Origin of the sequence: Jiangella mangrovi (assembly GCF_014204975.1) — a bacterium.
In the GTDB taxonomy this organism is placed as follows: Bacteria; Actinomycetota; Actinomycetes; order Jiangellales; family Jiangellaceae; genus Jiangella; species Jiangella mangrovi.
The window spans coordinates 4,542,143-4,567,852 of record NZ_JACHMM010000001.1 but is presented as its reverse complement, the minus strand read 5'-3'; the positions used below and the strand labels follow the sequence as shown (position 1 = coordinate 4,567,852).

General features: G+C 72.9%; 23 protein-coding genes and 1 tRNA gene. 12 read left to right on the top strand and 12 right to left on the bottom strand.

Features of this window, described 5'->3' with window-relative positions:
- Positions 1-57 precede the first annotated feature (57 nt).
- Together HD601_RS21155 and HD601_RS21150 are read right to left on the bottom strand one after the other, a co-directional pair.
- Positions 58-999, bottom strand: coding sequence for a carbohydrate ABC transporter permease (locus HD601_RS21155; RefSeq protein ID WP_221441177.1), 942 nt, complete (start codon positions 997-999; stop codon positions 58-60).
- 5 nt (positions 1,000-1,004) lie between these two features.
- The gene (locus tag HD601_RS21150) at positions 1,005-2,324 is read right to left on the bottom strand and encodes an ABC transporter substrate-binding protein (RefSeq protein ID WP_184825189.1); all 1,320 of its coding nucleotides are present in this window, start codon (positions 2,322-2,324) and stop codon (positions 1,005-1,007) included.
- A 120-nt stretch (positions 2,325-2,444) separates the two neighbouring features.
- Between HD601_RS21150 and HD601_RS21145 the strand changes: the two genes are divergently transcribed.
- A complete protein-coding gene (locus HD601_RS21145) occupies positions 2,445-5,048 on the top strand; it encodes a hypothetical protein (protein ID WP_184825187.1) in 2,604 nt (867 codons plus the stop codon).
- A 92-nt stretch (positions 5,049-5,140) separates the two neighbouring features.
- Positions 5,141-7,999 carry an AfsR/SARP family transcriptional regulator gene (locus tag HD601_RS21140; RefSeq protein ID WP_184825185.1) on the top strand — a complete coding sequence of 953 codons (2,859 nt, stop codon included), beginning with the start codon at positions 5,141-5,143 and terminating at the stop codon, positions 7,997-7,999.
- 22 nt (positions 8,000-8,021) lie between these two features.
- On the opposite strand, the gene HD601_RS21135 is transcribed toward HD601_RS21140, so the two are convergent.
- Complete coding sequence (locus HD601_RS21135) at positions 8,022-9,452, bottom strand: MFS transporter (protein WP_184825184.1); 1,431 nt, start codon at positions 9,450-9,452, stop codon at positions 8,022-8,024.
- 86 nt (positions 9,453-9,538) lie between these two features.
- Between HD601_RS21135 and HD601_RS21130 the strand changes: the two genes are divergently transcribed.
- On the top strand, positions 9,539-10,135 hold the full coding sequence (locus HD601_RS21130) for a TetR/AcrR family transcriptional regulator (protein WP_184825183.1): 597 nt from the start codon (positions 9,539-9,541) through the stop codon (positions 10,133-10,135).
- Positions 10,136-10,153: 18 nt separating this feature from the next.
- On the opposite strand, the gene thrS is transcribed toward HD601_RS21130, so the two are convergent.
- Positions 10,154-11,365, bottom strand: coding sequence for a threonine--tRNA ligase (thrS, locus tag HD601_RS21125; protein ID WP_184825182.1), 1,212 nt, complete (start codon positions 11,363-11,365; stop codon positions 10,154-10,156).
- 344 nt (positions 11,366-11,709) lie between these two features.
- Between thrS and HD601_RS21120 the strand changes: the two genes are divergently transcribed.
- The 5 genes from HD601_RS21120 to HD601_RS21100 all read left to right on the top strand — a co-directional run bounded on the left by HD601_RS21120 (position 11,710) and on the right by HD601_RS21100 (position 13,652).
- Positions 11,710-11,847, top strand: coding sequence for a hypothetical protein (locus HD601_RS21120; RefSeq protein WP_184825181.1), 138 nt, complete (start codon positions 11,710-11,712; stop codon positions 11,845-11,847).
- 77 nt (positions 11,848-11,924) lie between these two features.
- Positions 11,925-12,047 carry a type B 50S ribosomal protein L36 gene (ykgO, locus tag HD601_RS21115; protein WP_184825180.1) on the top strand — a complete coding sequence of 41 codons (123 nt, stop codon included), beginning with the start codon at positions 11,925-11,927 and terminating at the stop codon, positions 12,045-12,047.
- A 33-nt stretch (positions 12,048-12,080) separates the two neighbouring features.
- Positions 12,081-12,245: a 50S ribosomal protein L33 gene (gene rpmG, locus HD601_RS21110; protein ID WP_184825179.1), complete on the top strand. Its 165-nt coding sequence runs from the start codon at positions 12,081-12,083 to the stop codon at positions 12,243-12,245.
- Positions 12,246-12,271: 26 nt separating this feature from the next.
- Entirely contained in the window at positions 12,272-12,877 is a 606-nt protein-coding gene (locus HD601_RS21105; protein WP_184825177.1) for a DUF1707 SHOCT-like domain-containing protein, read from the top strand.
- Between the two features lie 31 nt (positions 12,878-12,908).
- Positions 12,909-13,652, top strand: a complete 744-nt coding sequence (locus HD601_RS21100) for a DUF4118 domain-containing protein (protein WP_184825174.1) — start codon at positions 12,909-12,911, stop codon at positions 13,650-13,652.
- Positions 13,653-13,671: 19 nt separating this feature from the next.
- Here the strand turns inward: HD601_RS21100 and HD601_RS21095 are convergent, their stop codons facing one another.
- The gene (locus tag HD601_RS21095; protein ID WP_184825172.1) at positions 13,672-14,148 is read right to left on the bottom strand and encodes a GNAT family N-acetyltransferase; all 477 of its coding nucleotides are present in this window, start codon (positions 14,146-14,148) and stop codon (positions 13,672-13,674) included.
- Positions 14,149-14,504: 356 nt separating this feature from the next.
- Positions 14,505-14,578 (bottom strand) — tRNA-Leu (locus HD601_RS21090).
- A 92-nt stretch (positions 14,579-14,670) separates the two neighbouring features.
- On the opposite strand from HD601_RS21090, the gene HD601_RS21085 reads away from it, so the two are divergent.
- From HD601_RS21085 to HD601_RS21070, 4 genes are all read left to right on the top strand, one after another.
- Positions 14,671-15,267 carry an ANTAR domain-containing response regulator gene (locus HD601_RS21085; RefSeq protein ID WP_184830101.1) on the top strand — a complete coding sequence of 199 codons (597 nt, stop codon included), beginning with the start codon at positions 14,671-14,673 and terminating at the stop codon, positions 15,265-15,267.
- A 1-nt stretch (position 15,268) separates the two neighbouring features.
- Positions 15,269-16,426 (top strand): ABC transporter substrate-binding protein, encoded by a 1,158-nt coding sequence (locus tag HD601_RS21080; RefSeq protein WP_184825170.1) that lies wholly within the window; start codon positions 15,269-15,271, stop codon positions 16,424-16,426.
- A 146-nt stretch (positions 16,427-16,572) separates the two neighbouring features.
- The gene (locus tag HD601_RS21075) at positions 16,573-17,853 is read left to right on the top strand and encodes an ABC transporter substrate-binding protein (protein ID WP_184825169.1); all 1,281 of its coding nucleotides are present in this window, start codon (positions 16,573-16,575) and stop codon (positions 17,851-17,853) included.
- A 242-nt stretch (positions 17,854-18,095) separates the two neighbouring features.
- Complete coding sequence (locus tag HD601_RS21070; protein ID WP_184825167.1) at positions 18,096-19,823, top strand: amidohydrolase; 1,728 nt, start codon at positions 18,096-18,098, stop codon at positions 19,821-19,823.
- A 180-nt stretch (positions 19,824-20,003) separates the two neighbouring features.
- On the opposite strand, the gene HD601_RS21065 is transcribed toward HD601_RS21070, so the two are convergent.
- From HD601_RS21065 to HD601_RS21040, 6 genes are all read right to left on the bottom strand, one after another.
- Positions 20,004-20,789, bottom strand: a complete 786-nt coding sequence (locus tag HD601_RS21065) for an ABC transporter ATP-binding protein (RefSeq protein ID WP_184825165.1) — start codon at positions 20,787-20,789, stop codon at positions 20,004-20,006.
- On the bottom strand, positions 20,786-21,829 hold the full coding sequence (locus HD601_RS21060) for an ATP-binding cassette domain-containing protein (RefSeq protein ID WP_184825163.1): 1,044 nt from the start codon (positions 21,827-21,829) through the stop codon (positions 20,786-20,788). The genes HD601_RS21065 and HD601_RS21060 overlap by 4 nt, the downstream gene beginning before the upstream one ends.
- Complete coding sequence (locus HD601_RS21055; RefSeq protein ID WP_184825161.1) at positions 21,819-22,808, bottom strand: branched-chain amino acid ABC transporter permease; 990 nt, start codon at positions 22,806-22,808, stop codon at positions 21,819-21,821. The genes HD601_RS21060 and HD601_RS21055 overlap by 11 nt, the downstream gene beginning before the upstream one ends.
- A 19-nt stretch (positions 22,809-22,827) precedes the next feature.
- Positions 22,828-24,213: an ABC transporter permease subunit gene (locus HD601_RS21050; protein ID WP_184825159.1), complete on the bottom strand. Its 1,386-nt coding sequence runs from the start codon at positions 24,211-24,213 to the stop codon at positions 22,828-22,830.
- Positions 24,214-24,395: 182 nt separating this feature from the next.
- Positions 24,396-25,145, bottom strand: coding sequence for a DUF554 domain-containing protein (locus tag HD601_RS21045; protein ID WP_184825157.1), 750 nt, complete (start codon positions 25,143-25,145; stop codon positions 24,396-24,398).
- A gap of 8 nt (positions 25,146-25,153) precedes the next feature.
- On the bottom strand, positions 25,154-25,657 hold the full coding sequence (locus tag HD601_RS21040; protein ID WP_184825155.1) for a PaaI family thioesterase: 504 nt from the start codon (positions 25,655-25,657) through the stop codon (positions 25,154-25,156).
- Positions 25,658-25,710: the final 53 nt, after the last annotated feature.

Sequence of the window (25,710 nt, the reverse complement as noted above, 5' to 3'; positions counted from 1 at the left end):
GTGCCGTGGTGATGCCTCTTGGGTGCGGACGGCGACAGCTGCGGTCGTGTAGCGAGGTCAGACGCCATCGGACACCCCGTTCCGGCGGCGCGTCAGGCGCAGGACCACCACGGAGACGACGAGCGTCGCGAGGCCGAGGACGACGGCCATCGCGGACGCGAGGTTGGGGTTGCGGTCCAGCGTCGACGCGGCGTAGACGGCCATGTTGGGCGTGTAGTCGCTGGGGATGTTGGACGTGATCGACTTCAGCACCTGCGGCTCGTTGAACAGCTGCAGTGTGCCGATGATCGACGAGAGCGTGGTCAGCAGCACGGCCGGCGCGATCATCGGGATCTTGATGCTCAGTGCGATGCGCAGCTCGCCGGCGCCGTCGATGCGGGCCGCCTCGTACATCTCGCGGGGCACGCCCTGGAGGGCCGCGAACAGGATGATCATGTTGATGCCGACGGTGGACCAGGTGGCGACGTTCGCGATGGACCAGAGCACCATCCCCGGCGCGAGGAAATCGGCATCGATCCCCAGAGCCGACAGCCCGCCGACCAGAGGGCTGACCGACGGCTGGTACAGGAAGCCCCACAGCAGCGCCGCGATGACGCCGGGGACCGCGTACGGCAGGAAGACCGCGAACTGGAAGAACCGGCTCCCGCGCACCAGCCCGGTGTCGAACAGCAGCGCCAGCGCGGCCGCCACGATCATCATGACCGGGATCTGGACGACGCCGTAGAGCAGCACCCGGCCGAAGCCGACGACGAACTCGTGGTCCTGCAGCGCCCGCACGTAGTTGTCGAGGCCGACGAACACCCGCTCGACCCCGCCGAAGCCGAGGCCGGCCGCCTGCTGCGAGAACAGGCTGTTGGCGATCGCCACCCCGATGGGCGCGATGAGGAACACGATGAAGAGCACCACGAACGGTGCCACGAAGACGTAGGGGACCAGGCGGCTCCCGGCGGGCGACATGCGCTTGCGCCGGGAGCCCCTGACAGCCGTGACCGATGCCATGGAGGTCAGTCTGCGACGCTCAGCCCGCGCGACTCGAGGTCGGCGACGGTCGCCTCCTGCGCCTTGTCCAGTGCGTCGGCGTAGGTCTGCTGGCCGGTGACGACCTTCGAGAACTCGTCGGCGATCGCCTGGAACGCGGTGGCGAAGTTCGGCCCGGCGGACCAGGTGTCCGGCTCGGACTGGACGGCGTCGGCGTAGACCTCGTTGATCACCTGGTTGGCGAAGAACGGCTGCGGCTGGTACAGCGAGTCCGACTCGAGGCCGTTGAGCGTCGACGGGAACAGCCCGCCGTCCTCGATGAGCGGGGCCTGGGTCTCGTCGGAGCCGTCGAGCCAGCTGATGAACGTCGCGGCGGCCTCGGGGTTCTCGGCGCCGCGGAGCACGACGACGATCGAGCCGCCGGTGTCTCCGGCCGCGGGCTGGCCGTCCTTCGACGGCATGGGCGCGACCTGCCAGTTGCCGGCGGTGTCGGCGGCGTTCTCCTCGAGCAGCGCCGGGAACCAGGCGGCCTGGATGATCGTGGCGATGCGGCCCTCGTTGACGGCGGCCCAGTACTCGGGCGTCCACATGGGGACGGTCGAGATGAGGCCCTCGTCGAGGAGGGTCTGCCAGCGCTGCGCGACCTCCTTGCTCTCGGCGCCGTTGACCGACACCTTCCAGGAGTCGCCCTCGGTGCCGTACAGCGAGGCGCCGTTCTGGTGCACCTCGACCTGCCACTGCGCCGCCTCGGTGGGCGACAGGTTGGCGATGACGACGTTCGGGTCGGCGGCGTGCAGCGCCCGGGCCGCGGCGAGGTAGTCGTCCCAGGTGGTGGGGACCTCGATGCCGTGCGCGGCGAAGATGTCGCTGCGGTACATCATGGCGGCCGGGCCGACGCCCTGCGGCAGGCCGTAGACGCCGTCGGCGACGCTCACGGCCTTCCACGAGCTGGGCGTGTAGTTGGACTCGTCGTCGCCCACGAACTCGGAGATGTCCTGGACGCGGTCGTTGATGACGTAGTCGGTGAGGACGTCGGAGCTGAGCTGCACGATGTCCGGGCCGGAGCCGGCGTCGACCGCGGCCTCGACCTTCTCGCCGTCGTCACCGGTCATGCGGTGGAACTCGACCTGGACGTCGGGGTTCGCCTCGTTCCAGGTGGCCACGAGGTCTTCCATGCCCGGCACCCATCCCCAGTACTCCAGGGTGGTCGTGCCGCCACCGGCCTCGTCGGTGGTGTCCGACTCGTCGTCGCTCCCGGACGAGCAGCTCACGAGGACCGCCGCTGCGAGGGCGATCGCGCCGAACCGGGCGACACGACGGGTCGGATACAGCATCTTTGCTGTCATCGAGTGTGTCCTTCCTGACGGCGGTGTCTCCCCAACACCCGCCTGATCCCACAATTTTGTGCCGGGGGGGAACAAAATGTCAAGATGAACCCCGGAGACCCCGCGAAGGAGACTGACGCCATGCCGTATCCGCTGACCCTGCACCCCGACCGGGAGAGCGCGGCGGTCTCGTCGCCGGCCGCGCAGTGGGCGCTGTCCGTGCTGGGCGACTGGGCGACGACGGCGTCAGCTGCCGGTCCCGCTCGGCTCACCGTCCGCGTGCTCGGGACGGACTCGGCCGGGGCGGCGGGGCTGTGGGCAGCGGCGACGGGGACGCCGCCGGACGCGCCCGAGTCGTTCGTCGTCGGCACCTCGCCCAGCGGGCTCATCGTCATCGGCAGCGACGGCGCGGGCGTCGCGTACGCGCTGCTCGAGCTGCTGGACCAGCTGAACCTGACCGGCGAGGTGACCGGCCTGCCGCTTTCAGGTACGCCGTCGAACCGGGTCCGCGGCGTGTTCCGCTCGTACGTGAGCAAGGTCGAGGACGAGTCCTGGTACCTCGACCGCGCGTTCTGGGACGACTACCTGACCGAGCTGGCGACGCACCGGATCAACCGGCTGCAGCTGGCGTTCGGCATCGGCGTCGAGTACGGCCACGACCCCGGCGTCACCGAGAACTACCTGCTGTTCTCCTATCCGTTCCTGGTCGAGCTGCCCGACTTCGGGGTGCGCGTCGCGGGACTGCCGGACGAGGAGCGGCGGGCGAACCTCGACGCGCTCCGCTACGCCAGCGACGAGGCGGCCCGCCGCGGCATCGAGTTCTTCGTCGGCTTCTGGACGCAGGGCATCGAGCTCGATGACGCCATCGTGGGGGAGTGGACGGTCGAGGGCGTCACCCCCGAGAACCACGCCGCCTACGCCGCCGCGGCGATCCGCGAGATCCTGCTCGAGTGCCCGGGCATCGCCGGCGTCACGCTGCGGGTGCACTACGAGAGCGGCATCCCGGAGCCGGCGGAGAAGTACTGGACGACGGTGTTCGACGGCATCTCCGCGGCGGGCCGGCCGGTCGCCGTCGACCTGCACTCGAAGGGGCTCTCCGCGGAGACGCTCGCCGCCGCCCGCGAGTCCGGCCTGGACGTCCTCGTGACGGCGAAGTTCCTGGCCGAGCACCTGAGCCTCCCGTACCACCAGGCCGCCATCCGCGAGAGCGAGCTGCCGGTCGAGACCGTCGACGCCGCGTTCGCCACCGTCACCCGCGGCGCCCGCCGGTTCACCCGCTACGGCTACGCCGACTACCTGCGCCACGACCGCGACTACCGCGTCGTCTACCGGCACTGGCCCGGGACGCAGCGGCTGCTGCTGTGGGGCGACCCGGCGTTCGCGGCCGGCTACAGCCGCATCGCCTCGTTCGGCGGGGCTGACGGCGCCGAGTTCTTCGAGCCGCTGGCCTACAAGGGCCGCAAGGGCTCCGGCAGCCCCGGCGGCCGGCAGGTCTACGCCGACCCTGCGCTGGCCGAGGGCGCGGCCGAGTGGCGCAAGTACGCCTACTTCTACCGGCTGATCGGCCGGCTGCTCTACGACCCCGACGCCTCGCCCGAGCAGTGGCGGCGCTGGCTGACGGCGACGTTCGGGGCCGCTGGGGCGGTCGAGGCCGAGCGGGCGCTCGCCGTCGCCAGCCGGATCCTGCCGCTGGTCAGCGTCGCGCACGGGGTGTCCGCCGCGAACTCCGTCTACTGGCCGGAGATGTACGAGAACCTCGGCATCGCCAATGGGGGCTCGCCGAACGAGTACTACGTCAGCGACTCCCGGCCGCCGCACACGTTCGGGACGGCGTCGTCGCTGGACCCCGAGGTCTTCGCGACCATCGCCGAGACGGTGTCCGTGCTGCTGGGCCAGGCCGCGCCGGACGGCCGCGAGACGACGCTCGACGTCGCCCGGCGGCTGGACGGGCTGGCGACGCTGGCGTCGGTGAGCATCGGGGCGTTCGAGTCGGCGACGCGGTCGCAGGCAGGCGCGTCGTCGCCGGACGTGCGCCGCTGGATCGTCGACGTCCGCGCGCTGGCCGGGCTCGGACGGTTCTTCGCCGCCAAGCTGCGCGCCGGGCTCGGCTACGAGCTGTTCACGAGCACCGGGTCGGCGGCGTACCTGCAGTACGCCGTGTCGCGCTACGCCGTCGCCGCCGAGGCCTGGCGCGAGGTCGCGGTCGTCACCGCCGGATACAAGACCGACCTCGCCTTCGGCAAGGCGGCGCACCTGCGCGGCCACTGGGCGGACCGGCAGGCGTCGATCGACCGCGACGTCGCCGACCTGCGGGCCGAGCTGGCGGCGGCGCCGGCGGGCCCGGAGCCGGCGATCGACCTGGCCGCGCTGGAGGCGGCGGGGGCGACGGCGGGGACTGCGACCGGGGCTGCAGCCGGGGCTGCGGGGCCGGAGCTCGCGCACGTGCCGCCGGGGTCGTTCCGGCCGGGCGCGGACCTGGTGCTGCGGCTGACCGGGCCGGGTCCCGACGGCGCCGGCGTCGCCCTGCGCTACCGGCACGCCAACCAGGCCGAGCAGTACGTCGAGACGCCCGCCGTCCGCACCGGCGACGGCTGGGCCGCCACCGTCCCGGGCGCCTACACCGACTCGCCGTTCGACCTGATCTACGCGTTCGTCGTGCACGGCCCTGCGGGCGAGGCGCACCGCATCCCGGGCCTCCCGGAGTCGCTGGACACCCCGCCCTACTTCGTCGCCGTCCGCTTCTAGACCCGGCACCCGCTGCCGACCCAGCCTCCCGACCCAGCCCCCGACCCTGGCGTGCGCGGCATCCTGCGCGGCATGCTGGGGCAGGGGGTGTCATGGACTCGACCGTGCGGGTGGGGCTCCTGGGGCCGGTCCGGCTGGCCGTCGGCGGCGACGACGTCGCGGTGCCCGGACCCAAGCGGCGCGCCGTCCTCGCCGTCCTCGCCCTGGCCGAGGGGCGCGCCGTCACCGCCGACCACCTGCTCGACGTGCTCTGGCCCGGGGAGCTGCCCGAGTCCGGCCGGGCCGCGCTGCACAGCCACGTGTCCCGGCTGCGCGGGCATCTCGGGGCCGCGTCCGGACGGCTCGAGACGCTCGACGGGGGGTACCGGCTGCGGCTGGTCGACGGCGAGCTCGACCACGTCCGCGCGCGTGCGCTGCTGGCCCAGGCCCGCATCGCCACCGACGACCCCGCGGCCGCCGTCGAGCTGCTGCGCTCCGCGCTGGCGCTGTGGCGCGGCCCGGCGCTGGCGGAGCTGGCCGCCGTCGAGCCGCTTGCGACCGCCGCCACCGGGCTGGACCTGCTGCGCCGCGACGTGACCGAGGCGCTGGCCGGCTGCCTGGCCGACGCCGGCGCCGCCGGGGACGCCGCGTCAGCCGCCGAGGCCGTCGTCCTGGCCGGCGACCTCCTGGCCGCCGACCCCCTGCGCGAGCCGGCCGCCCGGCTGCACGTGCGCGCGCTCGCCGCTGCCGGTCAGCGGGCCGACGCGCTCGCGGCCGGGCGGGCGTTCCGCCGGCGGCTCGCCGACGAGGCCGGCATGAACCCGTCGGCGGAGCTGGGTGACCTCGAGCGGGCCGTGGCGGGCGGGTCGCTGATCGGGCGGGCGCCGCGGCAACGGCGCACGCGGGTCGCCGAGCACCCGGTGCACCCCGGCGCGACGGACGGGCCCGTGCTGCCGCGGCCGGCGGGCGTCCTGCGCGGCCGCGACGCGCAACTGGCCGCCGTCGAGCGCCTGCTCGCGACGGAGCGGCTGGTGACGCTGGTGGGGCCGGGCGGGGTGGGGAAGACCCGGCTGGCCCTCGAGGTGGCGCTGCGGGCGGGCGCCGTGGCGGTGCTGCCGCTGGCGGCCGTGACGGACCCGGCGTCGGCGCCGCACGCGCTGGCCGGCGCGATCGGGCTGAACGTCGTGCACGGTGACGTGCTGGCGGCGTGCGCCGCGGTGCTCCGGACGGGTCCGGGCCTGCTCGTCGTCGACGGTTGCGAGCAGCTGCCCGGCGCCGCTCGCGACACGGTCGCGACCCTGCTGGGCGCCTGCCCGGACCTGACGGTGCTGGCGACCGGCCGAGAGCCGCTCGGACTGGACGCCGAGTGCACGTCGAGGCTGGCGCCGCTGCCGCTCCCGACGGCGTTCGCCGACGGCGACGCGATCCGCTCGGTGCCGTCGGTCGCGGTCGTCCTCGACCGGGCCGAGCAGGCCGCAGCGGGCGCCGTCGGCGATGAGGAGCTGCCGCTGGTCGCCGCGATCGTCCGCGCCGTCGACGGGGTGCCGCTGGCCCTCGAACTGGCGGCGGCGCGGCTGACGGAGTTCTCGACGGCCGAGCTGCACGCCCGGCTCGACGGCGCGGCCGACGTCGTCGCGTGGTCGTACGACCTGCTCGGCGACGACGAGCGGCGGTTCCTCCGGCACCTCGCGGCGTTCCCCGACGGCGTCGACCTGCCGGTCGCCGAACGGATCGGGGCGGACCTCGGGGTCGCCGACCCGGCCGCCGCGCTGGCCCGGCTGGCCGGTGCCGCGCTGGTGAGCGCCGGGCCCGAGCGGCCGGTCCGGTACCGCCTGCCCGAGCCTGTGCGCGCGTTCGGCCGCGACCGGCTGGCGGCCGGCGGTGAGGAGGCGGCGGCGGATGGGCGGCTGCTGCGCTGGGCGCTGGACACCGTCGCCTGGATCGACGCCGCGGTCTTGTCCGAGGACGAGCCGGCCGCCGACGCCTTCCTGCGCCGCGAGCTGCCGAACCTGCGCGCCGCGTGGGCGCTGGCCCGCCGGACCGGCAACGTCGACGCCGCGGTCGCGCTGGTCACGGGGCTGTCCGAGGTGTCGTCCCGGCGCGACGTCGCCGAACCGCGCGGCTGGGCCGAGGAACTGGCCGCCGACCCCGTCGTCGAGACGCACCCGGCGCGCGCGGACGTCGTCGCCGTCACCGCCGATGCCGCCTACCGCCGCGGCGACCGCGGGCTGGCCGAGCGGCGGGCCCGGGCCGGGCTGGAGCCGGCGGCGTCGGGGTCGGGGTCGCCGTCGGCATCGCGGGCGGCGTGGAGGTGCCTGACGACGCTCGCCCAGGCCGAGCTCGCTCAGGGCCGCTTCGCCGAGGCCGCCGAGCACGCGCTGGCCGCGGCCGCGATCGACCCCTGGCCGGCGACGGCGTACGGGACGGCCGCGCTGGCCCGCCTGTACGACGGCGACCGCGACGGCGCCCGCGCGCTGACCGGCCCGATGGCCGACGCCGCCGGGTCGCCGACGGCGCGGGCGTTCACCGCCTACGTCGAGGCCGAGATCGCCAACGCGGCGGGGGAGTGGGAGCCGGCCGAGCAGTACTACGCCACCGCGATCGCCGGGTTCCGCGCGTCGGGCGCCACCGCCGGCACCGGCCTGGCCGCCGTCGGCCTGCTGACCGCCCGTGCCGACGCCGGCCGCCTGCACGACGCGCTCGAGGGCTACCGCGACGCGGTCGAGTACTTCGCCCGGACCGGCGCCTGGACCCAGCTGTGGGTGACGCTGCGCACCCTCGCCGACCTGCTGCGCCGGCTCGGCGACGGCGGCCCCGCCGCGATCCTCGACGCCGCCGCCGACCGCGCGCCCGATGCCCCGCTGACCCGGCCGCCCGGCTCGCCGCTCGCCGACGCCCCGCCCGGCGGCGTCCCCGGCCGGGCCGCCGTGCTGCGGCTGGCCCGCGACGCGATCGCCCGCAACCTCCCGTAGCCGCCGCCCGCGGGGCGGGGGATCAGTGGACGGGCATGGCGGCGTGGTCCGGGCGGCCGGCCGGGACCAGCAGCAGCGCCAGGGCGGCGGCGACGACGGCGGCCACAGCGCCGACGGTGTACGCGGCGGTGAACCCGTCCGTGCCGACGGCGCCGGGCGCGAGGTCCGCGGCGGCGACGCTGGAGGCGACGGCCACGCCGAGGGCGGCGCCGAACTCGTGGAACGTGCTCACGATGCCCGACGTCAGCCCGGCGTCGTGGTGGTCGACGTGCGCCAGCGCGCTCGTGGTCGCGGTGACGAAGCCGGCGCCGAGCCCGGCCGCTGCGATGCTCATGCCGGTGACCAGCGCCGCCGCGCCGACACCCGGGTCGGCCAGGGTGGTCGCGACGGCGGCGAGGGTCGCTCCGGCCGCGGCCACGACCAGAGCCACGCCGGCGACCGGACGCGGGCCTGCCCGGCCGACAGCCTGCCCGCCCGCGTGGGCCCCGGCCGCCGTCGCGACCGCCACCGGCAGGAACAGCAGGCCGGTCGTCAAGGCGCCGTACCCCCGCACGTGCTGCAGGAAGAACGAGCCGAGGAAGAACGACGAGATCAGCAGTCCGGTCGCGACCAGCATCAGCAGCACGCCGGCCAGCACCGGCCGCCGGGTGAGCAGCCACGGGTCGATCAGCGGTGCCCGGAGCCGGCGCTGCAGCGCGACGAACCCCGTGTACAGGACCAGTGCGGCCGCGACCGGCGCCACCGTCGGCGTCGCCGTCCACCCGTCGTCGCCCGCGTTGACCAGGCCGTAGATCAGCGCCGCGGTGCCGGCCGTCACGAGCAGCGCGCCCGGCACGTCCAGTCGCGGCCGTCGTGCGCCGCCGGATCCCGCCGGGGCCGGCGGCGTCAGCGGCAGCCGCCGCCGCAGCAGCGCCAGCACTGCCAGTCCGACCGGCACGTTGACGTAGAAGATCCACGACCAGCCCGGCCCGGCCGTGAGCAGTCCGCCGACCAGCACGCCGGCCGCCGAGCCGGCGCCGCCCAGCGCGGACCACACGCCGAGCGCCCGGTTCCGCTCGAGCCCGTGGAACGTCGTCGCGACGATCGACAGCGCGGCGGGGGAGAGCAGCGCGGCGGCGGCGCCCTGGACGATCCGGCCGCCGATCAGCGACTCCGCGTTCCACGCCAGCCCGCTGGCCAGGGACGCCGTCGTGAACAGCGCCAGGCCCGCGAGCACCACGCGCCGAGCCCCGACGAGGTCGGCGAGCCGGCCGCCGAGCAGCAGCAGCCCGCCGAACATCAGCGTGTACGCCGAGACGACCCAGGTCAGCGCCGTGCGGCCGAGCTCCAGCTCCGCGCCGATGTCGGGCAGGGCCACCGCCACCACCGTCACGTCCAGCACCAGCATGAATTGTGCGACGCCGAGCAGCGCCAGGAGCCGCCAGCGGCCGGCGGCGGTGGGGTGGGCGTTCATCGCAGCTCCTAACCTGAACAACTGTGTTCGACTTCTGCACGGTACAGTAACTCGAACACAGGTGTTCGACAAGATGGGAGCGGGCGATGCCGGTCACGACAGGCCGCCGGGCGGACGCACAGCGCAACGTCGCCGCGATCCTCGACGCGGCCGGGGCCCGCCTCGTCCGTGATCCCGACGCGAGCGTCTCCGACATCGCGACGGCGGCCGGGGTCGGGCGGGTCACGCTCTACGGGCACTTCGCGTCGCGCACCGAGCTGGTCGACGCCGTGTTCGTCCGCGCCATGGCCCGCGCCCACGAGGCGCTCGACGCCGTCGACCTCGGCGGCGACGCGCGGCAGGCGCTGGCCCGGCTGGTCGGGTCCAGCTGGCAGGTCGTCGACGAGTCGCGGATGCTGCTGGTCGCGGCGCAGCGCGCGCTGCCCCCGGAGCGGATCCGCGACCTGCACGAGAACCCCATGCGACGGGTGCGCTCACTGCTCGACCGCGGCCGGGCCGACGGCGTGTTCCGCTCCGACCTGCCCGCCGACTGGCTGGTCGCCGTCTTCTACACCGTCGTGCACGGGGCGGCCGACGAACTCGGCGCGGGCCGGCTCGCCGCCGATGCCGCGCCAGGCGCCATCACGGCGACGCTGCTGGCCGCGCTCACGCCGCCCGGCGACCCCGTCCCGGCACCGGTCTGAGGGCGGGCGGCGCCGTCGTCACCAGAGGTCGACGGCGTGAGCGCCCACCCGGGCGGCGATCCGGGCCACCGCCTCGGCCGACGGCAGCGGGTCGAGCCGCCGGCCGTCGCGCAGCCGCAGCGCGACCTCGTCGCCGTCGGCCTCACGTGCGCCGACGACGGCGACGTACGGGACCAGCCGGGCGTCGCGGACCCGGGCGCCGAGACTGCCCAGCTCCGCCGCCGCGACCTCGGCCCGCAGCCCGGCGTCCAGGCACCGCTCGACCACGGCTCGCGCGGCCGCGTCCTGCTCCGACGCCACCGGCAGCACCACCACCTGGACCGGCGCCAGCCAGGGCGGGAAGGCGCCGCCGTGCACCTCGATGAGGTGCGCGACCGCCCGTTCCATGCTGCCGACGACGCTGCGGTGCACCATGACCGGCCGGTGCTTGGCGCCGTCGGGCCCCACGTACTCGAGGCCGAACCGCTCGGGCTGGTGGAAGTCGATCTGGACGGTGGACAGGGTCGACTCGCGGCCGGCGTCGTCGGCGATCTGCACGTCGATCTTGGGGCCGTAGAACGCCGCCTCGCCCTCCTCGGCCTCGTACTCCTCGCCGGACGCCTTCAGCACGTCGACCAGTAGGTCGGTGGCCCGCTGCCAGGCCGACGGCGCGCCGGCGTACTTGCCGCCGTCGCCCGGGAGCGAGAGCCGCAGCCGCGCCGGGCGGATGCCCATGGCCGCGTGCGCGTTCCTGATCAGGGCGAGTGCCGCGGCCGCCTCGGACGCCGCGTCGGACTCGGCGCAGAACACGTGCGCGTCGTTGAGCTGGATGGCCCGGACCCTGGTCAGTCCGCCCAGCACGCCGGAGAGCTCGGACCGGTACATGCCGCCCAGCTCGGCGATGCGCAGCGGCAGCTCGCGGTAGGAGTGCCCGCGCGACCGGTAGATCAGCGCGTGGTGCGGGCACAGGCTCGGCCGCAGCACCAGCTGCTCGCCGCCCACGTCCATGGGCGGGAACATGTCGTCGCTGTAGTGCGACCAGTGGCCGGACAGCTCGTACAGCTCGCGTTTGCCGAGCACGGGTGAATGCACGTGGCGATAGCCGGCCCGCCGCTCGACGGCGTGGACGTACTCCTCGAGCGCGTGGCGGACGGCGGCGCCGGCGGGCAGCCAGTACGGCAGCCCGGCGCCGATGAGCGGGTCGGTGTCGAACAGGTCCAGTTCGCGGCCGAGCCTGCGGTGGTCGGGCATCGTGGTCTCCTCGTGGATGGGGGCGAGTGACCACGTGGCGACGCCCCGGGGCTCTCGCCCCGGGCGTGGGTGGACAGGTGTCAGCGCGCCGGGACGGACTCCGGCGTCGTCGTGAGCTGGACACGCTGCTGCATGGCCCGACGGTAGCAGCGGCGGCCCGGCGGGCGCGCGCGGATTTCCGCCGGCCCGGCCACTGTTGATCCTGGAGAAGGGCGCCTCCCAGGTCGCTCGTAACCCGACCTTCTCCGTGATCATCCAAGTTCAGGGGCGTGATGGCGCCTCCTTTCTCGGATGATCATGGACTGGTTGTGGCGCCTTGGGGCCGACTGTGTGCACCCTGGCTCATGACCGAGCGACAGATGTTCGTCCCGCGTGATCAGATCGCGACGGCGTTCCGGACCGCGGCGACCATCGACGCCGACCGGTTCCGGCGCGAGATCGACGATGCCGTCGAGCAGGATCCGCTGAGCCGAGACTGGTGAGCCGACGCCGCCTGAATGGGAACAACTGTGCCGCCTCTGCGGTTATGAGAATTGTTCTCGTCAGGAAGAGGTGCCCCATGAAGGTCCGCAACTCGCTCCGGTCGCTGAAGAACCAGCCCGGCTCGCAGCTGGTCCGCCGTCACGGCCGGCTGTTCGTGATCAACAGGCAGAACCCGCGGCTGAAGGCTCGCCAGGGTTGATGACGGCTCGACTCCCACAGGAAGGAACGTGACATGGCGCGTAACGATCTCCGTCCGGTCGTGAAGCTGCGGTCGACGGCGGGTACCGGGTTCACGTACGTCACCCGGAAGAACCGCCGCAACGACCCCGACCGGCTGGTGCTGCGCAAGTACGACCCGCTCGCGGGGCGGCACGTGGAGTTCCGCGAGGAGCGCTGATCTGTCGCGGTCGTAGGATCGCGGCCATGGCCGATGACGACGACCGGCGCGCCGCCCTGCAGCGCGTCTCCGACGCGGAGCGCGAGAAGGTGGCCGAGCGGGTCCGCGCGGCCGCCGCCGACGGGCGGCTCGGCCTGGACGAACTGGACGACCGCCTGGGCTCCGCGCTCGCTGCGCGCACGCGCGGCGACCTCGACGCCGTCGTCGCCGATCTCGGTGACGACGGCGTCGTCGTGCGTCCGGTGACCGACGCCGCCATCCGGGCCGACGGCTCGTCGGTGCAGCGGGTCGGCCGGTGGGACGTGCCGGCGCGGCTCACGGTGAAGTCGTCGATGTCGTCGGTGCTGCTCGACTTCACCGAGGCGACGTTCACGGCGCCGTCGGTCCGCATCGACGTCGAGGTGTCGGCGGGGTCGCTGCGCCTCGTCGTCCCCGAGGACGTGGCCGTCGAGGTCGACGTCGAGCCGCGCTTCTCCAGCGTCGACGTCAAGGTGCCGGACCGCCCGGCCGCGCCGCGCGCCGTCGTCACCGTCGGGGGATCGCTCAGCATGGGCAGCATCAGCGTGCGGCGGCCGGGCTGGCGCCGTCGCCGGCAGCTGCGCAAGGCGTCAAGAACCCGTCAAGATCCTTGACTCCGCCGCGGCGCGGAGGGTTGATGGAAGGGTGGAGACACGGGATGGACGGCTCGCCCTGATCCTCGCGCTGGCGTTCACGGCGCCGCTGGCCGCGTGCGCCCTGCTGGCGCTGGTCCGCGACGACGTCTCCAACGCCAACGCCGCCCTGGTCCTGGTGCTCATCGTGGTGGCCGCGGCGGCGACGGGCCGGCGCTCGGCCGGGATCGTGGCGGCCCTGTCCAGCACCGCCTGGTTCGACTTCTTCCTCACCCGGCCCTACCAGACCTTCACGATCGACGACCGGGACGACGTCGAGACGGCCGTGCTGCTGACGCTGGCCGGGCTCGCCGTCACCGAGATCGCGCTGTGGGGACGGCGGCAGCAGGGCCGCGCGAGCCAGCGCGAGGGCTACCTGGCCGGCGTCGTGTCCTCGGCCGGGCTGGTCGCGTCCGGGTCGGCGCCGCCGTCCGCCATCGTCGAGCACGTCGCCCGGCAGATCGCGTCCGTCCTCGACGTCGACGGCGCCCGCTTCGAGCCGGGTCCGGGCCATGGCCGGGTCTACCCGCGGCTGAACCGCGACGGCTCCGTCGCCCGCGACGGCACGGTGCTCGACGTCGACACCGACGGGCTGCCGGTGCACGACGAGATCGAGCTGCCCGTGGAGTCCGGCGGCGTCGTGCGCGGCCGCTTCTACCTGACGGCGGCCACCCGGGTCAGCCGGCCCGGCCTCGAGCAGCGGCTGGTCGCTGTCACCCTGGCCGAGCAGGTCGGCGCGGTCGTCGTCACCTCCTGAGGCACCCGGGCCCGGCGGCTCAGCCGGCCAGGTCGATGACCAGGTGTGGACGGCTCCAGCCGATGCGTCCGTACGGCTCGATGACGGCGACGTCGCGCGCCCCGCAGCGCCGGTAGAACCCGGCCGACGGCGGGTGCGACACGATGTGGACGCGGGTCAGGCCCTGCGCCCGGGCGTGGGCGACGACGTCGTCGATGAGCAGCCTGCCGATGCCGAGCCCCTGGGCGGCCTCGGCGACGAACATGAAGTCGAGCTCGCCCTCGCCCGGCTCGCCCCGTCCGGGGACCTGCAGGGTCGCGAACCCGAGGATCGCGCCGTCCGGGCCGTGGGCGACGCGGGTCAGGTGCCGCCCGATGTACGCGGCATCGATGGTCTGGTTCGCGACCATCACGCGGTACTCGCCCTCGTACGCACGGGCGGTGCGCACCATGGCCGTCAGCTCCGCGGTCTCCTCGACGGTCGCGTGGGCGATCTCGATCTGCAGCGTGCTCGTCATCGGTCCGGCTCCCTCGTCATTTACTGATACCCGGTAGGGGTACCTTAGGTACGGGGGAGGGGTAGCCGCAAGAGGGGGATCGGGTCCGGCTCCACGGGTGCCGGCCAGAGCTGGGGGAGTAGCGGTCCGCTAGCCCTGGATCAGCGACCGCCACGGGCGATTCCGCGTCGCAGAGCTCACCGTAGTGGAACCCGCGCATCAGCTCGACCAGGTCGCACGCGAGGGTGACCAGTGCGATGCGGACGGCCGGCCCTATGGGCATTGGGTGCGCCGCACCCAGCCGGCCGACGTTCAGCGTCGCCACGCTGGACGGCGTATCCATGTACGCCGACAGATCCGGAAGTGAGTCACAGGGGTAGCCCGGGCGGGACTCGAACCCGCAAACAACGCATTTTGAGTGCGCCGGCTTTGCCAATTTGCCTACCGGGCCGCTCGCTCACGCTCGGTCCGTGGCGGCAGGTGCCCAGCCTACCTTCATCCGTAACATGCGCCGAGTAGGCTTCGCGGGTGACCGAAACGCCGATGCCAAGCGCTCCCGCTCGACGTGTCCTCGTGGCCGAGGACGAGTCGCTGATCCGCCTCGATCTCATCGAGATGCTGGGTGAAGAGGGCTACGAGGTGGTGGGAGAGGCCGCCGACGGTGCCAGTGCCGTCCGGCTGGCCGAGGAGCACCGCCCCGACCTCGTCGTCATGGACGTGAAGATGCCGGTGCTCGACGGCATCTCGGCCGCGGCCCGCATCGTCGAACAACGCATCGCCCCCGTGCTCATCCTCACGGCCTTCTCCCAGCGCGACCTGGTCGAGCGGGCCCGCGAGGCGGGGGCCATGGCGTACCTCGTGAAGCCGTTCAGCAAGGCCGATCTGGTGCCGGCCATCGAGATGGCGCTGTCGCGGCACGAAGAGATCACGCAGCTCGAGAACGAGGTCGCCGATCTCAACGACCGCCTCGAGACGCGCAAGCTGGTCGACCGCGCCAAGGGCATCCTGCAGACGAGGTACGGGCTGAGCGAGCCCGACGCGTTCCGGTGGATCCAGAAGGCCGCCATGGACAAGCGCACCTCCATGCGTGAGGTCGCGAAGGTCGTCCTGTCCGACTCCGAGGGTGAGCCGAAGAGCTGACATGACACGTCGCGCGGGGTGGGCCGCGCCGACGGCGGTCGCTGCACTGCTGCTCTCGTCCTGTGGCATGGTCGGCGCCCTGGGCGACGACGACGCGGGCGCGCAGACGGCGACCGTCGGCGTGCTGGTGCCGGCGAGCGGCTGGCAGCAGGCCGACGGCGAGGCGGTGCTGGCAGCGGTCCGGGCCGCGGTCGAGGAGACGGCGGGCGACGTCGGCGGCTGGACGGTCGAGGTGGTCGCCGTCGACGAGGGCGAGAAGGGCGAGGCGGCAGCCGACGCCGTCACCGAACTGGTCGACGGTGACGCGGTCGCCGTGATCGGCGGGCTGACCACGCCGGGGGTGCGGGCCGCGCAACCGGTCCTCGACGACGAGGACGTGCTGTTCGTGTCGCCGGCCGACGTCGTCCCCGAGCACACGCTCGGCGCCGACCCGACCGCGCCGCTGCGCCCGTACCGCTCCTACTTCCGCACGGCCGTGGGCGAGGAGCCGCCCGCGGCGGCGCTGGCCCGCTACGCCGTCAGCGGCCTCGGAGCCGAAGCGGTCGCCGTCGTCGACGGTGGAGACCCGGCCGAGGCACGCGCGTTCAGTGCGGCCGTCGACGACGCCGGCGGCACGGTCGTGGCCAGCGGCGCCGACGCCGCCACCGTCGTCGCGAAGGCCGAGACCGAGGGCGCGACGGCCGTCTTCGTGGCCGGCGACCACGAGGGGGCGGCGACCGTCGACCGGCAGCTCCGCGCGTCCGGGCTCGAGGCCACCCTGCTCGGGGCGACGGCACTGAGCGGCGACCCCGACGACGGCGGCGACGACGAGGACCGCCCGCGCGACGGGGCGGTCCGGGCGCAGCCGGCGCAGCTGGACGCGACGGCGGGGGTGCGGTCCGGGCGGCTGGCCGAGGACATCGGTGCCGCGCTGGGGGAGTTCGGCGCGGCCGCCTACGACGCCGGCACGGCCGTCGGGACGGTGCTGGCGCGCTGTCTGCCGCCGGCCAGCTCGGCGTCGTCGGCGCGGCGCGGCTGCCTGGGCGAGATGAGCCAGCTCGACTTCGCCGGCGCCACCGGTGAGGTCGCCTTCGACGAGTTCGGTGACCGTTCCGGGGGAAGTGTCCGGTTCAGCGTGCTGCGGGACGGAGCCTGGCAAGTCGTGGGTGTTGACGGGTGATGTCCAAGGTCACAGTGTCCTAACAAGATGATCCTGGTTGGCCACGAGTACTACGTTTGGGCCCCTGCACCGCATAAGTTGCGGGAATCATCGCAGACCAGACCGGCGCCCGGGTACGGCGGCCGGCTCGGCGAAGGAGAAATCTCATGACCCGCACATCGCGACTGTGGCGGTCTCTTGCCGTCGCCGGAGCGGCCTCGCTCATCCTGGCCGCTTGCGGTGGCGACGACGACGGCGGTTCGGACGAGGAGTCGCCCGCGGCCGGCGGCGACGGCGGCACGGCCACCAGCGACGAGCCCCTGAAGCTTGGCACGCTGCTCCCCGAGACGGGCAACCTCGCCTTCCTCGGCCCGCCCGAGTTCGCCGGCGTCGACCTCGCCATCTCGGAGATCAACGAGGCCGGAGGCGTGCTGGGCCACGACGTCGAGGTCACGCACACCGACTCCAGCGACGCGAGCAACTCCGCCGTCACGCAGCAGTCCACGGACTCGCTGCTCAACGAGGGCGTGGCCGCCATCATCGGCGCCGCGTCGTCCGGCGTGTCGTTCACGGTGCTCGACCGCATCGTCCAGGACGAGACCATCATGTTCTCGCCCGCCAACACCTCGCCCGACTTCACCACCTACGAGGACGACGGCCTGTACTTCCGTACCGCGCCGTCCGACGTGCTGCAGGGCCAGGTCCTCGGCGACACCATCCTCGGCGACGGCCACGCCAACGTCGCGATCATGAACCTCGACGACTCGTACGGCAACGGCCTCGCGCAGTACCTCACCGAGACCATCGAGAGCGGCGGTGGCACCGTCGCCGCGAGCATCGTCTACGACCCGCAGGCCTCGAACTACACCTCCGAGGTCGGCCAGGTCGCGGCGGCGGCACCGGACGCGATCGCGCTCATCGGGTTCGAGGAGACGGTCACGATCATCCCCGAGCTCGTCACCCAGGGCATCGGCCCGCAGACGATCCCGCTGTACTTCGTCGACGGCAACCTGTCCAACTACGGTGCCGACCTGCCGCCGGGCACGCTCGACGGCAGCAAGGGCACGCTCCCCGGTGCCGACACCGCGGGTGAGTTCCAGGAGCGCATGCTCGAGATCAACCCCGAACTCGAGGACTTCAGCTACGGCCCGGAGTCCTACGACGCGACGATGCTGCTCGCGCTGGCGTCCATCCAGGCCGGGTCGGTCGAGAGCCGCGAGATCGCCGACAACCTGATCGAGGTCTCGAGCGGCGGCACCGCCTGCACCGGCTTCCAGGAGTGCGCGGACCTGCTGGCCGACGGCGAGGACATCGACTACCAGGGCGCCTCGGGCCCGGTCGAGTTCACCGACGCCGGCGACCCCGGGACGGCCACGATCGGCGTCTACCAGTACGGCGCGGACAACACGTACACGAACCTCGAGTACGTCGAGCGCACGATGTCGTAGTCCGCACCACCTGGTCCACCTGACGAAGGCCCCGCCGGGCTGTCTGGCGGGGCCTTCGCGCGTCCCGGCGCAGGTGGGAGGTGGTGTGGATCACCGCGTGATACGACCGTTGACATTTTATACATCGCTCTTGTACGTTCCTCGTTCAAGGCGCCGAATCATCCCAAGCTCGACACTTGACACATTTCCTGTCTGTGTGCGACTGCGATTGTCGTGCGCCGAGTGTGCGGGAGTGATGCGCCATGTGCGACACCGACCACAACGAGCCCGTCCACCATCACCAGCTCAGCCGCCGCCAAGCGATCGGCATCGGCGCCGCGGCGGCCGCAGCTGCCGCCGTCGTGCCCGGTCTGACCGGACGGCAGGCCGCCTACGCCGCCGAAGAGGTGAGCCCGGAGAACTACGAGGCACCGACCGGCCTGGCCATGGACAGCAACGCCAAGGCCACCGCGCTCGACCACATCGACCGCAACGCCGACGCCGTCACCGGCCTCAACGACACCATCTGGGAGTACGCCGAGCCGTCGCTGGCCGAGTGGAACTCCGCGCTGGCCGAGGCGCAGTTCCTCGAGCGCAACGGCTTCCGTATCCAGTGGGCGGTCGGCGGCATGCCGACGACGTTCGTGGCGACCTACCGCAACGGCACCGGCAGTCCGGTGGTCGGGTTCAGCGGCGAGTACGACGCGCTGCCCGGCGTCTCGCAGAAGAAGGGCTCCACCGAGCACGACCCCGTCTACCTGGACGACCCGTACACGCCGAACTACGGGTACGGCCACGGCTGCGGGCACTCCGCGCTGGGCGCCGCGGCCGCCGGCGCCGCTGTCGCGGTGGCGCACGCGCTGCGCCGGCACCGCCTCGACGGCACTGTCAAGTTCTTCGGCTCGACGGCCGAGGAGCAGCTGGTCGGCAAGTCCTTCGACGTCATGAAGGGCGTCTACGACGGCTGCGACGTCTTCGTCGACTGGCACCCCGGCCGCAACACCAGCACCGGGTTCGGCTCCAACAATGCGCTGAATGCCATGGCGTTCAACTTCAGCGGCACCCACGGCCACGGCGGCAGCCCGCTGGGCAACAAGAACGCGCAGAACGCCGTCCGCGCCCTGACGATGCTCACCGACATGCTGCGCGAGCACCACGTGGCGCCGTCGGGCCGCATCCACCACGCGATCCGGCACTCGGCCGAGGCGCCCAACGTGCACGCCGCCCTGGCCGGCGCCTGGTACTACGTCCGCGAGGCGACGCCCGAGCGGGTGTCGATCCTCGCCGACAAGGTGGCCGACTGCGCGCGGGCGGCGGGGCTGGCCATGCGCATGGAGGTGCACGAGCGCACCGTCGCGAACATCTGGAACATGCTCCCGAACAAGCGCGGCGCCGAGCTCGTCCACGACAACATGGTCCAGATCGGCGCGCCCGAGTTCACCGAGGAGGACCAGGCGTACGGCAAGGGCCTGCAGGCCGCGGCCGGCATCGCGCAGAACGGCTACAGCACCGGCGTCGCGACGCTGCGCCCGCCCGGCGAGACCTTCCTCGGCGGCGGCTCCACCGACGTCTCCGACATCAGCTGGATCATCCCCACGCTGAGCCTCGGCACCCCGGTCAGCCCGTCCGGCACCGCCAACCACAGCTGGCTCACGACGGGGTCGACGGTGTCGCATGCCGGTCACGTGGCGCTCCTGGCCGCCACCCGCTACCTCGCCGCCGTCGCCGTCGACCTGTTCACCCAGCCCGCGCTGGTGGCGGAGATCAAGGAGGAGCACGCGGCGCGGACGGCGAACGTCCAGTGGGCGAGCCTGCTGCCCGCCGACTTCCAGCCGCCCGCCATCCAGCCGCCGGACTGGTTCCTGCGCCGCACCGGCCAGAAGTGGCCGAACTCGCACATCACCTGGCCGCCGGAGCGCATCGTCGGCCACACCCAATGGGAGAGCCTCGGCCCGGCCATCCCACCAGGCAACGTCCAGCCCTACGAGTGACGACGACTCCGGCTGGGGCCCGCCCGGGGTTGCGGGCGGCCCCAGCCGGTCGCCGGTCCGGCTTGGCACGCCCGCGGTGACCCCTTGGCACGCTGGGGCGTCGTTGTCGTGCCCGATTCGTCCCGTTCTCGACGACGCCCAGGCGTGCCAAGGCGCGCGCGTCCTACGCGAGCGAAACCGTCAGGCGCGGGCGAGCGATCCGAGGTAGAGCTCGATGACCTTGGGGTCGTTGATCAGCTCGCGACCCGTGCCGGTATAGGCGTTGCGGCCCTGGTCCAGGACGTAGCCGCGGTGGCAGATCTGCAGGCAGCGACGCGCGTTCTGCTCGACGATGACCACGGAGACGCCGGCCTTGTTGATCTCGCGGGTGCGGATGAACACCTCGTCCTGCAGGACGGGGGAGAGGCCGGCGGACGGCTCGTCGAGGAGGACGACGCTGGGGTCGGCCATCAGGGCCCGCCCCATGGCCACCATCTGCCGCTCGCCGCCGGACAGCGAGCCGGCCCGCTGCTTGCGGCGGTCGCCGAGGGCGGGGAACAGGTCGGTGACCCAGGCGAACCGCTCGGCGAACCGCTTCGGGGCCTGGTAGACGCCCATCTCGAGGTTCTCTTCGACCGTCAGGCCGGGGAAGACGTTGTTCGTCTGCGGCACGAAGCTGACACCGCGCGACACCAGCTGGTTGGCCGGCAGGTTGGTGATGTCCTCGCCCTTGAGCTGCACTGTGCCCGAGCGCACGCGGATCAGCCCGAACAACGCCTTCAGCAGGGTCGACTTGCCGGCGCCGTTGGGGCCGATGATGCCGACGATCTCGCCCTGCTTGCAGTAGAGATCGCTGCCGTTGAGGATGTTGACGCCCTCGACATAGCCGGCGACGACCTCGTCGGCACGCAGGACGGCGCCCTCGGCACCCGCGAGGTGGGCGGAGCGGTCGGCCTCGTGCGTGCTCTGACCCTGGCTCTGGCTCATCGTCCGTCCTTCGTCTCGGCCGGCTCCTCCGCGGGAGCGTCCGCCGGCTTCTCGGCCTCGGGCGCCGCGACCTCGTCATCCGACGGCGACCGCGTCACCTCGGCGCCGTCGCCGCTCAGTTCGGCCTCGGCCGCCGCCGTCAGCGCGCCGCTCTCGAACTCCTGCTCCAGCTCCGCCAGCGACTGGTCGTGGTGGGCGCCGAGGTAGGCGTCGATGACGCGGGGGTCGGACATGACGGTCTCGGGAGGGCCCTCGGCCAGGATCTTGCCCTGGCCCATGACCACCACCCAGTCGGCGATGTCGCGGACCATGTCCATGTCGTGCTCGACGAACAGCACCGTCATGCCCTGCTCGCGCAGGTTGGAGACGTGCTGCAGCAGCGACTGGGTGAGGGCGGGGTTGACCCCGGCCATGGGCTCGTCGAGCATGACGAGCTCGGGCCCCACCATGAGGGCGCGGGCCATCTCGAGCAGCTTGCGCTGGCCGCCGGAGAGCGAGCCGGCGAAGTCGTCGCGCTTGGTGTCGAGCTTGAACCGGGTCAGCAGGTCCTCGGCCCGCTCGGTGATGTCCTTCTCCTGCGAGCGCCAGGTGAACGGCAGCATGGCGCGCCAGAAGCTCTCGCCGCGCTGCCCGGTGGCGCCGAGGCGCATGTTCTCGATGACCGTCAGCTTCGAGAGCGCCTTGGTCAGCTGGAACGTGCGCACCATGCCGGCCCGGGCCACCTTGAACGGCGGGGTGCCGTGCAGGGAGCGGCCGTTGAACGACCACGACCCGGAGTTGGGCCGGTCGAACCCGGTGAGCAGGTTGAAGAACGTCGTCTTGCCGGCGCCGTTGGGCCCGATGAGCGCGGTGATGGAGCCGCGCTGGATCTCGACGTGGTCGACGTCGACGGCGAGCAGGCCGCCGAAGTGCCGCTTGACGTCGTCGGCGACGAGGATGGGGTCGGGCTTCTTGGCTCCGGGCTCGCGCGGGACATCGGCGAAGGCGGCCACGGCCGCCTCGCGCTTCGCGGTCAAGGAGCTCACGTTGTCATCGGGCATCGAGCGCGATCTCCCTCCGGTCGCCGAGAATGCCTTGCGGGCGGAACACCAGCAGGAGTATCAGGACGACGCCGGTCAACATGAATCGTACGGCGCCGGTGTCGTTGGCATCCATCAGCCAGTCCGGGATGTAGCCCTCGCTGATGGCGCCGCGCAGCGCCAGGTCGATGAACTGGAACGAGAACCAGACGATGGCAGCGCCCAGGACTGGGCCGAACACCGTCGCCGCCCCGCCGAGGATGAGGATGGCGTAGGCGAAGAACGTGAAGTTGGTGGCGTAGACGTCCGGCTGCATGGCGCCCTGGAACAGGGAGTACACGATGCCGGCGAGCGCGCCCATGACGCCGCCGATGACCAGCGACTGCATCTTGTAGGCGTAGACGTTCTTGCCGAGGCTGCGCACGGCGTCCTCGTCCTCGCGGATGCCCTTGAGCACCCGGCCCCACGGGCTGCGCATGAGCAGGAAGACCACCAGCGTGCAGATGGCCACCAGGACCCAGCCGACCGCCAGCACCCACAGCACCCGCTCGCGGAACTCGAACGGGCCGAGCTCGAGCGGTTCGGTGAACGGGTTGAGGTCGTAGAAGGCGTTGCTGAAGCCGGTGATGCCGTCGGAGCCGCCGAACACGTCGCGGCCCCACGCCGACCGGCCGACCAGGCGGACGATCTCGGACGCCGCGATGGTGACGATGGCGAGGTAGTCGGCCCGCAGCCGCAGCGTCGGGATGCCCAGCAGCAGCGCGAGGACGACGGCGCCGCCGATGCCGACCACCAATCCGAGCCAGAAGGACATGTCGTACGTGGTGACGATGACGGCGATGCCGTAGCCGCCGACCGCGGCGAAGGCGGCCTGGCCGAAGTTCAGCAGGCCGGTGTAGCCGAACTGCACGTTGATGCCGATGGCGGCGAGCGCGAACACGATCGCCTGGACACCGATGAGCTCGCGGAGCGAGAGCTCGAAGATGCTTCCCCAGTCCATGGTCGTTTCTCCTTCCGCCTCAGCCGACCCGCTCGCGGCGGCCCAGGATGCCCTGGGGCCGGAACAGAAGGATCAGGATGAGGACGACCAGCACGCCGGCCGTCTTGAGTTCCGATGGGACCACGTACGAGGAGACCTCGATGAACACGCCGACGACCAGTGCGCCGACCATGGCGCCCCAGGCGGTACCGAGCCCGCCGAGGACGGTGGCGGCGAACACCAGCAGCAGGACGCGCATGCCCATGAGGTAGTCGACGCCCTGGATCATGCCGAAGAAGATGCCCGACAGGCCGGCCAGCGCGGTGCCGACGGTCCAGACCGTGGTGATGACGCGGTCGACGTTGATGCCGGACGCGGCGGCCAGGGCGGGGTTGTCGGCGACGGCGCGGATGGCCTTGCCCATGCGGGTCTGGGTGAGCGCGAGCGCGACACCGGCCAGCAGGACCAGGCAGACGCCCATGATGACGAGGTCGCGGGTGGTGACGAAGACCGGGCCGATCGAGATCGGGTCCTGGTAGGTGTACTGGTCGTACGTCTCGCGGCCGCCGCCGATGATGAACTGCGTCAGATAGCGCAGGATCAGCGACACGCCGATGGAGATGATCATCAGCGCGATGAGGCCGGTCGGTTTCTTCCGCAGTGGTCTCCAGAAGCCGCGGTCCTGACCCCACCCGAAGATGCCGCTGAACACCGTCGCGACGAGGGCCGCCAGCAGCACCGGCATGCCGGCCTGGTTGAGCAGCAGCGCCGCGACCGCGCCGAACAGGATGAGCTCGCCGTGGGCGAAGTTCGTGAGGCCGGTGGTGCCGAAGACCAGCGACAGCCCCAGGCCGGCCAGGCCGAGGATGAGGCCGAACCGCACGCCGCTGACGAGCAGCTGCAGGAACTGGTTGTTGCCGGCCGTGGCGGTGACGTCGTCGCCGGCCTCGGACTCGGCCCCGCCGCCGGACTCGGTGCCCGCACCGGGCGCCTCGCCCTGCTCGTCCTCGGAGGGGGCGGTCTCGGACGGGGCCGGTTGCTCACCGCCGGATCCGCCGCCGCCCTCGGGCGCGCCGACGCGGAACAGCACGACCTTGCGCTGCTGCGGGTTGACGGTGGTCTCGATGGTGTCGCGGGCGACGCCGGGCGCCGCCGACGGGAGCGTGGCGGCGTCGAGCACCACGCTGTAGTCGCCCGGGCCGGGCACCGGGACCTCCCACGTGCCGTCGGCGGCCGTGGTCGCGGTGCCGACCTCCTCGCCGTCGGCGGAGGAGACCGTGATGGTGACGCCCTCGACCGGCGCGTCCTGGTACGTCAGCGTGCCGTGCACCGTCTCGCCGCTGCCCTGGGCCACCGCGGGGGCGGCGAGCAGGACGGCGGCCAGGACAGCGAGCAGCGCTCCCAGAGATCTGGCCAGCTTCTGCACGTGTGGTGTACCTCCCGCTCCCAGGACCGGCCTCCGGACGTGTGGCAGCCACACGTCAGAACGGTCGTTCGATCGTCAGACGTTCGTGCCGGAGCATAACTCGCTTCTGGGACGTCTCCGCGGCTACGGGCGCGCCGAGTCCGGACCGATACCACATCGCGACGTTCGGCCATTCCCGCACGTCAGGACTGAATCGCGGCGACAATACTGACAAGTAGTGGCGCCACGATCAGCGCGGGCAGCAGGTCACCGACCGGAAGCGGCTTCATCCGCAGCAGCCGCAGGGCGACGCCGACGAGGAGCAGACCTCCGGTCGCTGTGATGGCGGACACGTACGCGTCGCCGAGCAGGCTCCCGGCCACCACGCCGACGAGGGTGAGCAGTCCCTGGACGACGCCGACGGCGAGCGCGGAGGCCATGACGCCCCACCCGAACGACGCCGCGAACGCGACCGCGGCGAACCCGTCCATGGTCGACTTCAGCGCCAGCTGGTCGTAGCCGAGCCCCATGCCGTCGGACAACGAGCCCAGGATGGTCAGCGGACCCACGCAGAACAGCAGCGACGTGCTGACGAAGCCCTCGACGAAGCGCCGCCGGGCCTCGCCGTCGCCGTCGCGCGACAGACGACGCTGAAGCCCGCCACCCAGGTCCTCGAGGCGCGCCTCGATCCGCAGCAGCGAGCCCGCGATGCCGCCGATGAGCAGCGCGCCCAGCACCACCAGCACCGTGGCGGAGTCGCCGACCTCACGGGCGAACCCGTCGTCGAGGACGGCGGCCGCCGAGATCGCCGCGATGAGCAGCGTGACCAGGCCGAGCGCGTCGGTGACGACGTCGCGGGTGCGCTGGGGGAGCCGGTGGCCGACGAGCAGGCCCACGGCCGAGCCGGCGACGACGGTGACGATGTTGAGGACGGTGCCGAAGCCGGGGAACATCGACGGCGTCAGCCCGCCGAGGGCGCGGCGCCAGGAGCGCCCGTCCCCGGCAGCACGCCGTCGCCGCCGCCGGGTGCGGGGCGCAGGAAGCAGGTGAGCCGTGCGGTGCAGACGCGGACGCCGTCGTCGCCCGTGATGGCGATCTCGTAGCTGGCGGCGCCGCGGCCGCGGTGCAGGGGAGTGGCGACGGCGGTGACGTGCCCCTCGCGGACGCCCCGGTGGTGGGTGGCGTTGATGTCGACGCCGACGGCGATGCGGTCCGGGTAGCCGTGCAGCATGGCCGCGACCGAGCCGACGCTCTCGGCGAGCACGCAGGACGCTCCGCCGTGCAGCAGGCCGTACGGCTGGGTGTTGCCGGCGACGGGCATCCGCGCGACCACACGCTCGGGGCGCACCTCGACGTACTCGATGCCCATGCGCTCGTCGAGCGGCGCCCTCGGCAGCAGCTTCAGGATGGTGGCCTGGTCGTCGTAGTCGACGGCGGGCGCGCCGCCGTCCGCCCGTTCGGTCATGGCCGGACGATATCTCCCCGGTCTCTGCGACATTGTCGGGACCGGCTACTAGG